This window comes from Actinoallomurus sp. CA-150999 (genome assembly GCF_050942425.1).
Lineage (GTDB): Bacteria > Actinomycetota > Actinomycetes > Streptosporangiales > Streptosporangiaceae > Actinoallomurus.
This window is the reverse complement of the sequence record NZ_CP192063.1, coordinates 2131266-2145506: the sequence shown is the minus strand read 5'-3', so window position 1 is coordinate 2145506 and position 14241 is coordinate 2131266. Positions and strand designations below refer to the sequence as shown.

Annotated in this window: 18 protein-coding genes; 9 read left to right on the top strand and 9 right to left on the bottom strand. The window is 67.2% G+C overall.

What is annotated here, in order from left to right:
• Positions 1-223: 223 nt before the first annotated feature.
• The 3 genes from ACQP2O_RS10225 to ACQP2O_RS10215 all read left to right on the top strand — a co-directional run bounded on the left by ACQP2O_RS10225 (position 224) and on the right by ACQP2O_RS10215 (position 2877).
• Positions 224-865, top strand: a complete 642-nt coding sequence (locus ACQP2O_RS10225; protein WP_433182109.1) for a DUF4360 domain-containing protein — start codon at positions 224-226, stop codon at positions 863-865.
• 38 nt (positions 866-903) lie between these two features.
• Positions 904-1548, top strand: coding sequence for a DUF4360 domain-containing protein (locus ACQP2O_RS10220; protein ID WP_433182107.1), 645 nt, complete (start codon positions 904-906; stop codon positions 1546-1548).
• A gap of 96 nt (positions 1549-1644) precedes the next feature.
• Positions 1645-2877 carry a hypothetical protein gene (locus ACQP2O_RS10215; RefSeq protein ID WP_433182105.1) on the top strand — a complete coding sequence of 411 codons (1233 nt, stop codon included), beginning with the start codon at positions 1645-1647 and terminating at the stop codon, positions 2875-2877.
• 302 nt (positions 2878-3179) lie between these two features.
• On the opposite strand, the gene ACQP2O_RS10210 is transcribed toward ACQP2O_RS10215, so the two are convergent.
• The 5 genes from ACQP2O_RS10210 to ACQP2O_RS10190 are packed head-to-tail and all read right to left on the bottom strand — an operon-like array spanning position 3180 to position 5346.
• Positions 3180-3872 (bottom strand): SMI1/KNR4 family protein, encoded by a 693-nt coding sequence (locus tag ACQP2O_RS10210; RefSeq protein WP_433182103.1) that lies wholly within the window; start codon positions 3870-3872, stop codon positions 3180-3182.
• Positions 3873-3882: 10 nt separating this feature from the next.
• Positions 3883-4320: a zf-HC2 domain-containing protein gene (locus tag ACQP2O_RS10205; RefSeq protein WP_433182101.1), complete on the bottom strand. Its 438-nt coding sequence runs from the start codon at positions 4318-4320 to the stop codon at positions 3883-3885.
• Positions 4321-4341: 21 nt separating this feature from the next.
• A complete protein-coding gene (locus ACQP2O_RS10200) occupies positions 4342-4443 on the bottom strand; it encodes a DUF397 domain-containing protein (protein WP_433182099.1) in 102 nt (33 codons plus the stop codon).
• 25 nt (positions 4444-4468) lie between these two features.
• Positions 4469-4561 (bottom strand): DUF397 domain-containing protein, encoded by a 93-nt coding sequence (locus ACQP2O_RS10195; RefSeq protein WP_433182098.1) that lies wholly within the window; start codon positions 4559-4561, stop codon positions 4469-4471.
• Positions 4558-5346: a helix-turn-helix domain-containing protein gene (locus tag ACQP2O_RS10190; protein ID WP_433182096.1), complete on the bottom strand. Its 789-nt coding sequence runs from the start codon at positions 5344-5346 to the stop codon at positions 4558-4560. The genes ACQP2O_RS10195 and ACQP2O_RS10190 overlap by 4 nt, the downstream gene beginning before the upstream one ends.
• Before the next feature lie 247 nt (positions 5347-5593).
• Here ACQP2O_RS10190 and ACQP2O_RS10185 point away from each other — a divergent pair, with 247 nt between their 5' ends.
• The gene (locus ACQP2O_RS10185) at positions 5594-5932 is read left to right on the top strand and encodes an ATP-binding protein (RefSeq protein ID WP_433182094.1); all 339 of its coding nucleotides are present in this window, start codon (positions 5594-5596) and stop codon (positions 5930-5932) included.
• Positions 5933-5996: 64 nt separating this feature from the next.
• On the opposite strand, the gene ACQP2O_RS10180 is transcribed toward ACQP2O_RS10185, so the two are convergent.
• Complete coding sequence (locus ACQP2O_RS10180) at positions 5997-6764, bottom strand: hypothetical protein (RefSeq protein WP_433182092.1); 768 nt, start codon at positions 6762-6764, stop codon at positions 5997-5999.
• Positions 6765-7007: 243 nt separating this feature from the next.
• On the opposite strand from ACQP2O_RS10180, the gene ACQP2O_RS10175 reads away from it, so the two are divergent.
• Complete coding sequence (locus ACQP2O_RS10175) at positions 7008-7925, top strand: hypothetical protein (protein ID WP_433182091.1); 918 nt, start codon at positions 7008-7010, stop codon at positions 7923-7925.
• A gap of 60 nt (positions 7926-7985) precedes the next feature.
• On the opposite strand, the gene ACQP2O_RS10170 is transcribed toward ACQP2O_RS10175, so the two are convergent.
• Positions 7986-8528, bottom strand: coding sequence for a hypothetical protein (locus tag ACQP2O_RS10170; RefSeq protein WP_433182089.1), 543 nt, complete (start codon positions 8526-8528; stop codon positions 7986-7988).
• Positions 8529-9070: 542 nt separating this feature from the next.
• Complete coding sequence (locus tag ACQP2O_RS10165) at positions 9071-9862, bottom strand: hypothetical protein (protein ID WP_433182087.1); 792 nt, start codon at positions 9860-9862, stop codon at positions 9071-9073.
• A gap of 71 nt (positions 9863-9933) precedes the next feature.
• Here ACQP2O_RS10165 and ACQP2O_RS10160 point away from each other — a divergent pair, with 71 nt between their 5' ends.
• The gene (locus ACQP2O_RS10160; RefSeq protein ID WP_433182085.1) at positions 9934-10851 is read left to right on the top strand and encodes a hypothetical protein; all 918 of its coding nucleotides are present in this window, start codon (positions 9934-9936) and stop codon (positions 10849-10851) included.
• A gap of 27 nt (positions 10852-10878) precedes the next feature.
• Complete coding sequence (locus ACQP2O_RS10155; RefSeq protein WP_433182083.1) at positions 10879-11529, top strand: Type 1 glutamine amidotransferase-like domain-containing protein; 651 nt, start codon at positions 10879-10881, stop codon at positions 11527-11529.
• 199 nt (positions 11530-11728) lie between these two features.
• Here the strand turns inward: ACQP2O_RS10155 and ACQP2O_RS10150 are convergent, their stop codons facing one another.
• Entirely contained in the window at positions 11729-12304 is a 576-nt protein-coding gene (locus ACQP2O_RS10150; RefSeq protein ID WP_433182081.1) for a TetR/AcrR family transcriptional regulator, read from the bottom strand.
• Positions 12305-12395: 91 nt separating this feature from the next.
• On the opposite strand from ACQP2O_RS10150, the gene ACQP2O_RS10145 reads away from it, so the two are divergent.
• Positions 12396-13190: an enoyl-CoA hydratase/isomerase family protein gene (locus tag ACQP2O_RS10145; RefSeq protein WP_433182079.1), complete on the top strand. Its 795-nt coding sequence runs from the start codon at positions 12396-12398 to the stop codon at positions 13188-13190.
• A gap of 26 nt (positions 13191-13216) precedes the next feature.
• Entirely contained in the window at positions 13217-14119 is a 903-nt protein-coding gene (locus tag ACQP2O_RS10140; RefSeq protein ID WP_433182077.1) for an NmrA/HSCARG family protein, read from the top strand.
• The last annotated feature ends 122 nt before the right edge of the window (positions 14120-14241 follow it).

Sequence of the window (14241 nt, the reverse complement as noted above, 5' to 3'; positions counted from 1 at the left end):
GTCGCCCCCGGCTACACGTCGACTACCGAGAGCATTGATTACCAAAGGTGAATTTTCAAGTAATGTTATCTGTTGACGTCCTGTCAGAGCGCCAATATCATTCGTTCACCAGAGATGACCCCGCCATAGCGGAGCACCTACCGGTCGTCCATCGGTCACCCTCTCCGCTTCACTTCCCAATACGGAAGACGCGGACCCACATTTTTCATCAAGGGGCTTCGCCATGCTCAAGAACGCGACGATCGGCGGTGCGGCCGCAGCGATTATGATTTCTCTCGCGCCGGCTTCCCACGCTTCGGACACCGCGCCTCCGACAGATCCGATCACCGTTGACGTTAAGACCGTCAACGGTTCCGGCTGCCCGCAGGGAACGGCCACGGTGACCGAGCTCTCCGACAATACGGGGTTCACCGTGAAGTACAGCGACTACGTGGCCGAGGCCGGAGCCGGTGCCGGGTCGACCGACTTCCGAAAGAACTGCCAGCTCAGCCTCCTCGTACACGTGCCCCAAGGGTTCACGTACGCGATCGCCCAGGCCGACTACGCCGGTAACGCCCATCTCCAAGCCGGCGCGACGGGCCTGGAACAGGCGAACTACTACTTCCAGGGGAACTCCGAGACAGTGGCGGTCGGCCACCCGCTCAGCGGCCCGTACGACGGCGCATGGCACAACACCGACCGGGCCGATACGGCGACGCTGGTGTACAAGCCCTGCGGCGTGGACCGAATTCTCAATGTGAACACGGAACTGCGGGTCTCGACCGGCGACTCCGACGCCGCGAATACGTCCAGCTATATGGCCATGAACACCACACAGGGCGGAGTGAACACCATCTACCGCTTCCAGTGGAAGCGTTGTTCTTGAGTTCGGCAACGTTCGTACCCCATAGAAGGGACCCGTCCATGCGCAGATTAGTGGTCGCCGCCGCGGCGATCGTGGCGTTCTTCGCCACGACCGCCGCTCCCGGGCACGCTTCCCTGCCCACCAACCCACCCCCCGACAAGATCGTCATCGATATCGCGACGGTCAACGGCTCAGGCTGCCCGGCCGGGACGGCGGCGGTGGCCGTTTCTCCCGATAACACGGCCTTCACCGTCACCTACAGCGATTACCTGGCCCAGGTCGGCGTCGGCGCATCGTCGACCGATTTCCGGAAGAACTGCCAGCTCAATCTGGCCGTGCACGTCCCCCAGGGATTCACGTACGCGATCGCCGAGGCCGACTATCGCGGGTTCGCCCACCTCGAAAAGGGCGCCAGTGGCGTCGAGAAGGCGAACTACTACTTCCAGGGCCATTCGCAGACCACGGCCATCAGCCACACCCTCAACGGCGCGTACGACGACAACTGGCAGAACACCGACACGACCGACGTGGCGCAGCTGGTGTACCTGCCGTGCGGCGAGTCACGGAACTTCAACATCAACACCGAGCTGCGGGTGAGCGCCGGCACCTCGGACCCGACGAAGACCACCAGCTTCATGGCGATGGACTCGACGGACGGCAGCATCACGACCACCTACCACTGGGCCTGGAAGACCTGCCCCTGACCCGATCGGCGATATGACGGCGGCCCGGCCATCTCGGTGGCCGGGCCGCTGTCTTCACCGCGCGTCGTTATATCGAAGGCGTGTTATACAAGGCCGATGAAGGAGCTGCGTCCTGAGGTGGTCCGCCCGGAGATGCTCAGACGCCGCGTGGATCCCACCCGTTATCGGGGTCTGGTCCGGCCGGACAAGACCGTCAAGTGGACGAAGGACCAGCTGGAACAGGTCGAACGGTTGCGCGGGCAGTCCTCGGAAGCATGGCCCAGGCCGACCGCATTGCCAAAGTCGCTGGGCGAACTCGGCGAATTGCTGACGACGTTGGGATGGGAAGACCTCGCCGCGCTGGCACATCGCGAAGAGCTGATGATATATCGCGAGATGGATGCCGCCCGACCAGGCGTTTTCACCAACGAGATCCGCCGCGCCCTGGCCGTGCTGTTCAGTAATCTCATAGACGCCAGGCGCTACGACGAGGCACTCGAAGTCGTCAACGAACAGTTGCGGCTGTCGAGCACCGACCGATCCTCGGGCGTAGCGGCTCGGGATGCCGAGTATTGGCGGATGGTGTACTGGCGGGCGAAGATCCTTGCCAGGCTCGGCCGCCGCGACGAGGCCGCGCAGTCCACGGCCGTGGCGGTGAACGAGGTCCGTGGACCGCTCGGGCGCCTTGGGGACGCTTCGGCGAACCTTGAGCTCAGCCACGTATTGGCACTCCATGCGGATCAGCTTGACAGTGCCGGCCGCGTCGCCGAGGCCGCCGATATGACCGCCGAAGTCGTGGCGTACTGGCGCGAGCGTCCCGACTCGACGGACACGTTCGCATCGATGGTCGACCTGCTCAGCGAGCGCCTGGTCCGGAGCGAGCGGGCCGAAGAGGCAGGCGTGTGCCTCACCGAGGCCATCGAAGAGATCCGGCACCGCGAAGATCGCCTCACGCTGGCACGTATCTGGCACAGTTTCAGCGCCCGCCTGCTCTCGCTGGGCCTGCCGAACGAAGCCTTGGCCGCCATTGAGCAAGCGGTCAACATCCACCGCGAGAGCGTGCGCCGGTTCCGAGAAGGACACCGACAGCTGGAGGCGGTGGACGAGTGGGACTGGTACGACGACCAGCGGTACGACGAGGACCCACACGAGAATCGGCGCCGAGAACTGGAATCCTCGCTGGAAGCCGTCCACAAGGCCGAGCGTGATCTGCACGACGAATTGCTCAATCTGAGTGCCTGCCTACGCCGGCTCGACCGCGTCGACGAAGCGACGGCGGCGAGCGCGAAGGCCGCCACGATCTCTAAAGCACACGCCGTGTACAGCAGCCGTCCGCGTGATTCACAGTAGTCGCCGTGCGGGGCCGACATGCCTGTGCCGATCGTCGTGCTCTGCCTCGAAGACGACCCACGCCGGTTCACCGAGCTACGCCGCCCGCGCCTGGAGCAAGGAGCGCCTCCCCACCCTGCTCGAAGCCCGCCGAACGTACGAGTCGGCGCCCCGCCCGGCGCTATTGAAGCGCGCAGGGACGTGAACGACGAGGAGGCGGCCCTCGCCGACGCGACGACGGCCGCCTCGCCGAAGGCGGCCTCGCCGAAGGCGGCGCACGATGGCCGAAGCGATCAGGCCATGGCACCCGGACCACGGCAGGCTCAGGAACGCGCCTTCGCCTCGGCCTGCTCCAGCCACTCGAGGTACCACGTCCCGAACGTCACGCGATCCCCCTCGTCACGGCCGGAGGCGCTGCCGGTCAGCGGGAAGAGGTCCTCATCGTCGACGCGGTGATCGGCCCAGATGTTCCCCCGCTCCGGCCCGCTGACGACCAGCCATTCGCGTCGCGCGCAGCCCAGGTGACACAGGCAGATGGCACCCGCGGTCCGCGCCTCGTCCCACAGCACCGCGACCGAGCGTTCCTCCCACGCCTCGTACGCGGCGTCGAAATCCTCGATGTCCGCGAAATTCTCCTCTTCCGGCTGCTCGGCCAGGAGGGCTTCGAGCACGGCCGGATCCGGCCCCTGGATGGGGAACGGCTCGGCGAGCCTGGCCGGGGCTGCGAGATCCGCACCGTCACCGACCCAGTGCCACCGCCCCTCGCCGGTACGCCGAAGAGGGAACACCCCGTACGCGGGCCCGGCACCGCCGCCCCCGACGTTGAGCAGGAATTGCCGATAGTCGTCCGGCAGGGTGACGCCGAGCTGCGACTCGAGCTCGGCGAGCTCATCGGGGCGAAGCGCGGGCTCCAGTTCGAAACGGTGCCCGTGATAGCCGAAAACGCCGGAGGCACCCGGCATGCGGGCGAGGTCGGTCACCCTGCGGCGCACGTCCTCCCAGTCGGTCTTGTTCACCCGGCGGAGCCTACGACACCGGCCCGACGTTCGAGATCGGCGCCACCGCGGACGACCTGCCGGAGTAGGGATGCGACGTCCTGGTACAGCTTCGGATCACGGACAGGATGACGATGAACAGCAGCACGAGGAGCAGTGCGATGAAACGGCGGATCCTCGAAGCCTTCGCGGGCCCGGCGGCCGATCGCAGCCGCCGTATGGAGGACCGGCGCGGTGTCGTCTTCGGCACCGGCTCCGGTTCGGCGGTGTACCAGCGCGGCAGGGTGGCCTCCGGCGGATACTGCGCCGCGACCGCCTCCACCAGCTCCTTGCGGCACGCGTCGCATCCCCGAAGGTGCTCGACGACCTCGGCGGTCTCGCCGTTGGTGAGCTCGAACGACAGCAGCCGGGGCAGATCTGCGGCGAAATGCTCGATCGACTCCGCCCGAGCCCCCTCGTCGATCCCCACCCCGGCAGAATACGGCCGCCCTCAGGAGCCCGTACGCCGGACGTCCGCGGTCACCTCGACGCAGTCGCCGCCGTTTCCGGCGCTACGGCTGCTCTTCCGCCAAGTGACGTTCGCGATCTCCATAATCCGCCCTAATTAGTAATTTTGGTCAGTCCGCAGTGATCTCGACGACGGCCAACTCGACGCACTGCCCGCCGTTTCCCGCGCTGCGGCTGCTCTTCCGCCAGGTGACGTCCGTCATGTCCATCGTTCCTCCAGAATCCGGCGGATCAAGTCGCGGGACATCTCCACCGGGAGCGCCCGCGAGCGAATTTCATCGTACGTATCCGAGAGTAGACGAATATCGCCTGATTCGCTGGTCGTGATTCCGCGCAAGGCCGTTTCCACGTACGCCAGTTCGGTGCGGTCCGGAAGGGTGGCGAGGACGAATGCCCCGGCGCTGTCGACTGGGCGGAGCGGACCGGGGACGACCTGGACGGAGATACGCGGGGACGAGAGCGCGAGCAGGCGCTCGAGCTGCCCGCGCATAACGTCGCGGTCGCCGACCTCGTTGCACAGCACGCCCTCGGCCAGCAGCGCGGATATGCGGGGCGGCGGCGGATCCTCTCGGGAGAGGATCGCTTGCCGCTTCATTCGCGCGGCGGTGGCGGCCTTGTCACCGCCGAGAAGGGCCGAGGCGTAGTCCTCGGTCTGCAGGAGTCCGTCGACGACCAGGCACTGGTACGCCTCGAGAGAGACGGCATCGACCTCGACGGTCGGCCAGTCGAACCAGACGGGGAAGGCCGCGTCGAGGACGAGTTCGTCCCAGAGCGTGGGCAGCGTTCCCTTCGTGTCGAAGAGCTCGTCGAGCTTGACGGCGATGGACCGATCGCAGCGCGTCTCGCCGCGCTCGATCTTGCCGATATGTGAGCCGCAGATGGGGATCTTCTCCCCGAGCTGATCCTGCGACAGGCCGGTGGCGGAGCGATATCCGCGTACCACCGAGCCGAACACTTTGAGCGTTCCCGGTCGTTCCTTTCCGGCCACCGTCACCACTCCTCACTCGTCTCGCGACTGTTCGCGACTCGTGTCACCGACGTCGGCATGTTTCGCCCCTGGATCCGGCAGTCGTCACCAACGGCGTCGATATCCACGGACCATGTGACCACATGTCATCACGCGAATACAGCGAGTTTCAGCGAAAGGACGTTCGATGGACACGGCAAATCAGGAGAAATGGACTCCACCCCCACGACTCACCCTTGAAATGCACGCATGCGCCGAGAATGTCTACTTGGTGCGTAACCTCGTCGACCAGGCCGCCGAGTCCTGGGACCTGTCGAGCAACGTCCGCCACCTCGGCCGCCTCATCCTGACCGAGCTCACGACGAACGCCTGCCGGCTCTACCCCGGCAAGGTCATCCTCATGTGGGTCGCGACGCCTCGCCACCGCGTCGGCGAGGTCGGCGTGTGGGACCCCGACAGCGCCAACCTGCCGCGAATCATCGACGCCGACCAGGCCGCCGAGACGGGGCGCGGCCTGTTCCTCATCAACGAGCTCACCGGCGGCCGCCTCGGCTGGTATCCCTCCCCCCGATCCGGCAAGGTCGTCTGGGCCCGCTTCGGACCGTGAGTCGCTGGTGCTGACGGTTCACGTCGACCGGCCAGGCCGTGGCGGGGGCCCGCCTGCGGACGGGCTAGGAACTGAGTAGGTCCAGCGAGAAGCCGGCGATGAACAACCAGAACGCGATCCACCGCAGCACATGTCCGGGCTTGGCCCGATCCAGCACCCGGACCATGAACTCGCTCACCAGGCGCACCGGGGTGTACAGCAGAAAAAGCCATGAGCTGAGCAACCGGTCCCGGATCCGGGACGGTTGGAGCACCGTGATGCAAAGGAGCGCGAGCACACCGAACAAGATCATCACGGGCCGTGCCCACCTCACCAACACGATGCATACGCACATTCCCCCCGCCAGGCCAATGGCCAGCAGAGCCTGGACGTTCGTCATGCGATCGCCGCGAGCCACGAGCAGCTGGGCCTCCTCCGGGTTCAGGTGGGCGAGCATGAATGCACGCACCCGCTCGCGGAGCGCAGCCGCCGAGTCCTCCAGCCTGCCCTTGTGCTCGGCCAGGAACTCCGCCCGGAGTTCCTGGTACGCGGTGACTGTGAACGGGGCATCGGCCGGTACGCTCTCGCGCTCCGACGCCGACCCCACGGCCAAGCTCCTACCCATCGGACCGGGGACCTCGGAAACGGAAACGATGTTGTCGGACAGCCACTGCTCGAGCCTGACGAGCCGGTTCGCCGCCTGCCGTTCCTTTGCTTCGGCGCGAAGCGCCGCCAGCCGGTCCCGGGCGTGGACGCCCTTCGCCCTCAGCCGCTCCGGCTCCACCAGGTCAAGCACCACCGCGAGCCCCGCGACGAACTGCAGGAGCTTGCCGACACGACCCCACCACAGCATGGGGACGCCGTACAGAGTGAGAGTGGTGGTCTGACGGCCGGACCACCAAGCCCTCCACACCGCTCCGAAACCGCCGTACGACGCCGCGACGATCAGTCCGGCAACGGCCGCCAACACCGCGACCCGGACCCAATGACGTCTTCGGCCACCGAGCTTCCCCACCCGCATCTCCCGCTGTCCGCTATGGATGACCACGAATACGACGTGGCCCCCCAAGGCTCAGTTCCTGATAGATCAGCCATCATGAACGCCACGGCAAGAATCGCGCTGGATGGACTGGAGACGGTCAGCTGGGCTGAACTCCACCACGCGTATGGCTCGGCCGCAGATGTCCCCGGCCAGCTCACAGCACTACTGTCAGCAGACGCCGAGGAACGTCACCAGGCTTACGCCCAGCTGTACGGGAACGTCTACCACCAAGGAACCCGCTGGCAGGCGAGCCGCCATGTCGTTCCGTTCCTGACCGAATTGGCGGACGATCCGGCAACGCCGGACCGGGCGGCGGTGGTCGACCTGCTCCGCGTCGTTGCCCTCGGAGACCGCGACGACACCCATCTGCCCTTCGAGCCCGACCGGGAGTTCGCCCAGGCCAAGAACGTGACCGACACCGACGTCGCAACGGTCGTGGATTGGCTTTACGGCGACGATGGAGACGGCGGCGAAACCGAAGAGAGCGATACGGTCGCGGTGTCCTGGGACCGTGACGCCTATCTCGCGGCAGCTGCGATCAGCGACAGGTTCGCCGCCTGGACCAGTGATCCTGACCCGATGATCGCAGCAGGAGCAGCTGAGCTGCTGGCCTGGTTTCCCGCCACCCGCCCCGTGGTCTCGCGGCTGCTGGAGATTCCCGAGACCGAGACACACCGGGTAGCACGCGCGAGCGCCAATCTCAGCCTCGGCTATCTCGCCCCAGACGAACCGGCGATCGACAACCGATTGACAGCCCTGCTCGCCGCCGAGCCCTTCGGTGTTCAGCTCACCGCAGCCGTCGCTCTAGCGCTCCGGCTCGGCGATCAGCTACCCGATGCCGGATTGCAGCTACTCGCCGAGGCACACGACCATGCCGATGAAATCAACGCAGCCGATTTCCCGATCCCCTGGAACCGATCACTTCTCGGATTCGCCGCCCTGGCGCTCTACCGGATCGGCCTATCCCCGTAGCTCAAGTTCAAGGCGGGAACCTGAACGGTACGGCGCTGCCTGACAGCCGAGAGCCAGGCATCACTCCTGCTCGGTGGCCGAGCGGTCGCCGATGGCGTCTCGCAGGCAACCGGCGGTCAGGCAGTGATCGGGCGCACCGCAACCGTCGCAGAGTTCCTCGTCGGCCTGGGTCTCTTCGGCAGAGCCCGGAACGAGCCACCCGGGAAGGCCCGAGAAGTCCGCGCCGTCGCCGAGCAGCTTCGCCCACACCTCGTCGTACGAGAGGTCGAGGAAGGGCAGGGCATCGAGGCCGGCGCTGATCGCCTGGTTGGCCTGCCGCGCGAGTTCGGTCACCACGGAGTTGAGGACGAGTTGCCCGGCGGAGGTGTGATGGCCGCCGGCGGCAATCGCCTCGATGAGCGGTTCGAGCAGGGCATGCTGAACGCGGAACGACTCCGCGTTGTTGCGCATCAGGAGAACGGCCAGCACGCGAGGATCCGGCAGGTCCGGAGTCTGGACCTCCGCGACCGTACCGCCGTCGTCGGTCAGGTTGTAGTCGGCCTGGGTCATCCAGTAGTGGCAGTACACGCACTGCCCGCGCTCCGGCGGGTTTCCGCGCAGCACACATATGCCGTGGCACCGCGGACATGGCCCCTCGTCGAAAACGGGCCCGGTTCCGGCGCCGCAGGCGGGACAGGCGTCCATGTCCCCGATGCGCGTCCACCCCTCCGGCGCACCGGTCGCCGTGACTCGCGGATAGAAGGTCAGTGCCCGGCATCCGCTCGTGTCACAGACAGTGGCGTCTCGACGGCTCAACGCTCGATCTCCTTAACAGTCGGCTGTCACGCGAGGGGATCAGCTTCTCGCGTTGCCCTGACAGCGAAGATCGGGCCATCTCCATCAGACCCCGCACAAGGTGTCGCGGGCACACCCTTGAGCGGCAATAGACGAAAGAAACGAAACAAGGGAGCGCTCCGGCCGCAAAGGACCACCGGTCAGCGTAGGCGACGTGCTGGACGCACTCGCAAAACGGTACGCCATGACCACTGCGGTCCATATCATGCAGCAGGTTCGCTAATGGCCAATCCCCCCAGTTTCCGCCGGTGTGGAACTGACCAATCCCGCCTCGGTCCGCGTACTGGAAAGTGCGTTTCCAGCAGAAGGATTCAGCCGCCCGGGCACGGGCATGGCCCTCCGCTGTAACACGCACAGTGGCTCTTCTGAGGCGAGGGGGTGTGGCTCTTCCGGGGCGAAGGCGTATGACTCTTCTCCGGCGAGGGAGCGTTCAACGGTGATGTCGACGAGATCGCCGGCACCTCCCGGGCGGTCCGGGCGACCGTGACGACGCCCAGCCAGACGCCCGGATGCACGAGTGTCAGCGCCAGGAACATGGCTCCCACCCACCTGCGCCTCGCATAGGCGCATGCCACTGCGGTAAGAAGCGCGAAAACGCCGGCGAACGCTGCGGCGCCGGGAGCCGTCCAACCACGGGCGAAGTCCTTGCCGACCGCCACGGCCAGCACGAACGTGACCGTGCCGGCGACATAGAGACAGGCCAGGAATGAGATCACGACGCCGGCACGCCCATCACGCCAGCGGTGGGGCCGGAAGATCATCTCCTTGGCGGTCAGTTCGACTAACGCCCAGCACGGTACGAGCAACGTGCCGCCTATGCCGGCGGCCGACAAGGTGAAGACCTGTCCACTGGGAACCGCGACGCCAAGGGCAGCGCATGGCAAGGTCGCGGTCAAGGTCACGGCCGCACCCGCCAAGCGCCCCCGGCGCAGAAGGTGAGTGCCGAGCGCGGTGATCGATGCGGGCACCACCAAGACGATCGCCATGAAAGCGAACGCTCCGAAAAGGGCGAAGAGGCTCAGCATCACCACCACGAACACCGTCGTAGCGAGGCGCGATATCCATACCAGGCGCCGTGACGCACCCGCATCCGCTTCGAACATGTTCAAAAAGTAACACCGGGCCGCGCCTTTTTCGGTTGCGGGGACGGGGCATCAGACCGTACACAAGGCCGGTGGACCTCGATTACCTCGTCTACCGGCGGTTCTATGAGCGCCTTCGCGAAACGGAGCGCGGCGGAGAACGCCTTGGCCTGCGTGAGTGGGTCGCCAGGGTGGCCGGACTGTTCGACGTCATCGCGCCGCTTCGCCACCGCGAGTGGCCGCCGGGGCCGTCCACCGGCGACGAGGAATCGCGGGCGTGGTACCGGGAAGCCCTGTTCGCGCTCTACGCGGTGAGCCGGGCGAGCGACCTGCTGATCGAGCGGGGATGCCCCGCCGGTGCCGCCACCCCGGCCCTCGGCACGACCGGCGGCCGCATGGTGAACCGCGAGGCGCTCTCCGCCCACGAGTGGTTCTTCGACCGGGTCGGCCTGGAACACCTCCCGGCGACCGATGCCTTCTCGCCGTTTCACCATGAGATATTCGCGGTCAGCACCGACGAAGACGCTGAGCGAGTGACGGTGGAGGACATCGTGTGGCCGGGTTTCCGGTTCGGTGACCTGCTGTTCTGCCGGGCCGGCGTCCACGTACGGGTGCCCTCTCGCCTGATCGACGTCGAGGTGGCTACCACGTCCACGCTGTACTTCACCCACCGGCGCGAGCCGCGAAGAACCGCTGACCTCGCCGACGGCTGGGGCGGCAATTCCCAATACCGGACCGCGTTCCATCGTTTCTATGACGACCCCGACGGGCTGCACCTGAATTGGGATGGTGAACGGTATCTGGGAGACGGCCACCGCCCTTCGGAGCGGGACGCCAACGCGGAACTGCCCCTCGATCGGCGCCGCGAGTTGCTCCTGAACCGCTGTTTCGTCACGGCCCCCATGCCGGCCGACGAGTGGGACTGGTTCCCGTACGACGACCGCCTCACGCTCCGTACCGCCACATGGCCGCTCGACGCCGGCGCCCTGCGGCCGGACCCGAACCGATGACCACGACATGGAAGTGACCGCCCGCTGATGCGCATGTACCTTTCCTCGTTCCGGCTGGGTGACCGCCCGGACCGGCTGCTCGCGCTGCTCGACGGCTCCGGGCCGGCCGACATCGCGGTGGTCGCCAACGCGATCGACGCCCAGCCCGAAGAGGAACGCCGGGCCGGGGTTCGCAGGGAGATCGACGCGCTGACCGACCTCGGCCTGCGGCCGGTGGAACTGGATCTACGTGACTATTTCGATCATCCGGGAGACGGTGTCGCGACCGTACTCGCCCGGTTCCCCGCCCTTTGGGTGCGGGGCGGGAACGTCTTCATGCTCCGCCACGCGCTCGCCCGCAGCGGCGCGGACACCGCGTTGACCGACCTCCTGCGACGCGACGCGGTGGTGTACGCGGGGTACAGTGCCGGAGCCTGCGTGCTCGCCCCCGGCCTGCGCGGCCTGGAGCACTGCGACGACCCGCAGGTCGTTCCCGACACCTACGGCGAACCGGCGATCTGGACCGGCCTCGGCGTCCTCGACCACGCCATCGTGCCGCACGTCGACTCCCCCGGGCACCCCGAGAGCGAGGCACTGAACGCGGTCGCGGCGCGGTACCGCGCGGAGGGCGTTCCGTACCGGCCGCTGCGCGACGGCCAGGTCCTCGTGATCGACGGCGACGACACCCGCGTCCACTGACGGCAGCCCGTGCGGGATCCCGCTCAGCGGAGGTGGCGGCGTGTTCGCGGGCCACTGGGCGAAAGGCACGGAGGTCCGGCCCAGTACCCGCTGGGCCATGCCGCTGGTCAGGTCTCCGGCTCGGTGACGTCCGTCGGGACGAAGGTCACCGAATCCTTGAGCTGGGCAAGAGGCTCGGCAGCCGTCGTGAGCGGGTCGGCTACGACACCTGCAGGCCGGTCAGGACCAGGGAGAGCAGTTGCTCGGCTTGCTGGTCGGCGTCGGGTTCGTGTTCGGTGCTGAATGCGATGCCGTTGGCGAGCTTGAGCAGTTGGGCCGCGGTGACGTCGTGGCGGATGGCGCCGGCGTCTTGAGCGCGGGCGAGGAGTTGTCCGGCGGCGTCTTGGATCAGGCTTCGGCACCATGCGGTGTCGGCGCCTTCGCTGTGGAGGGCGGCTTTAAGGGTGGCGGTGAGCCCGCGGGAGCTGCTGCCGTCCCGGACGATCTCCAGGAGCCACGTGGCGAGTGCGTCGCCCGGCGAGGGCCAGGTGAGCAGGTCGCACGCGCGTACCCGCATCTGTTCGATGTGGTCGCGGTACACGGCCTCCAGTAGTGCCTCGCGGGTGGGGAATCGGCGGTAGAGAGTCGCGTTTCCCACTTTCGCGTGTCGGGCGATGTCGTCGAGCGGCACATCCACGCCGCGCCCGGCGAAGACTTCCCGGGCCGCGTTGATCAGTCGTTCGGCGTTGCGGCGTGCGTCGGCACGTAGGGGACGTGGCGATCGGGGTGCTGTCATGACGCCCTCTTGCAAAGTGGGGAATCTTCCCCATATGTTACCAGGGAGCTAACCGGGGACTACTCCCCCTTTATCCGGGAGAGGAGGCCGGGTGTACGAACTGGACGCGTGGCACGACCGGATGGGCGGGTTCGCCGACCGCCCCGCATTCACCGAGTACGCCGACCGGTACAGCGACCACTTCGTGGTGGAGCGCCACGACGGCGTCGTCGAGGTGCGCATGCACACGCGGGGTGGTCCCGCCGTCATGTCGCTGGGGCTGCACAACGCCTGGGGACGGCTGCTGCGTGATGTGGGAAGCGACCCGTCCAACGAGGTGGTCATCCTGACCGGAACGGGCGATGCGTGGATGGCCGGGCTGGACGCGGCTTCCTTCGGGCGGCCCTACCGTACGTGGCCCGCCGATGCCCGCTACGAGACCTATTACGACGGCATCAAGCTGCTGGAAAACCTCGTATTCAGCATCGACGTCCCGACGATCGGGGCCATCAACGGACCCGGCTACCACCATGAGCTGGCCCTGCTGTGCGACCTCACCCTGTGCAGCGACAACACCGTCTTCCGCGACACCCATTTTCGTTCCGGTGCCGTACCCGGCGACGGTCAGCACCTGGCGTTCCAGGAACTCATCGGGCTCAAGCAGACGGCCCTCACCCTCTACACGGGTGAGCCGATCGCCGCCGAGCGGGCCTGCGAGCTAGGCCTGGTCAATCAGGTGCTGCCCTTGGAGCGCTTGCTTCCCCGAGCCCGCGAATACGCCGGAATGCTCATGGACCAGCCGCGCACGTCCCGCCGGATGACCCATGCGGTCCTGCAACGGCCCTGGAAACGGCGTCTCGTGCAGGACCTCGCCTTCGGCCGCTCCCACCAGCTATTCGACGCATGACCTCGATATCCAACCAAGGAGGACCGATGACCAAGACCGTGCTGGTGACCGGCGCGACCGGCCTGCAGGGCGGCGCCACCGCGCGGCACCTGCTCGCCGCCGGGCACAACGTGCGGGCGCTCGTGCGTGACCCCGCAGCTCCGGCGGCCCGGGCACTCGCCCAGGCCGGCGCGCAACTCATCCCCGGCGACATGGGCGACCGCGTATCGCTGGTCCGCGCGATGCGGGGTGCACAGGGCGTCTTCAGCGTCCAGCCCACCAAGGGCTACCCCGGCACGCCGCCCGGCTTCACCACCGACGATGAGATCCGCCTTGGGCGGAACGTCACCGAGGCCGCCAAGGACGCCGGTGTGGGCCACATCGTCTATACCTCCGTCGGCGGCGTCGACCGCTCCCCGGGTATCCGCCGCTGGGAGAGCAAGTGGCGGATCGAGCGCCACATCAGCGCCCTCGCCCTGCCCGCCACGATCCTGCGGCCCGTCCGGTTCATGGAAAACCAGTCCGACCCGCGCCTCGGCGTACGCGACGACGTTCTGACCGACGTGTTCCGCCCGGACACACCCGTGCAACTCATCGCCGCCGACGACATCGGTGCCTTCGCCGCCCTCGCCTTCACCGACCCCGACCACTACGTCGGACGGGCCGTCGAGCTGGCCGGAGACGAGCTGAGCATGCAGCAGATCGTCGCCGCGATCAGCCGGGCGACCGGTCGGAACATCACCTACCGGGCGATCCCCCGCGAAGCCCTCGAGGGCGGTGACCCCGACGGCATCGCCGGCTACGACTTCGGCAACGACCACGGCGGCTGGCAAGCCCATATCCCCATGCTCCGCAGGCTGTACCCGGACCTGATGGACTTCGACACCTGGCTGGCCAAGGAAGGCACGGAGAAGTTCGCGGCCCTGTTCCGGGAGGCGCGAGCTCGGTGACCGGAGCCGGGTCGCTCAAGACGATGGCCGAGGCGGCTTCCCCTTGAGAGGCCGCCCGGTGACCGCACGCTCCAGATTGCACGGACGCCTGATGGTCGGGCAGTTCACCGGCCCCGACCAGG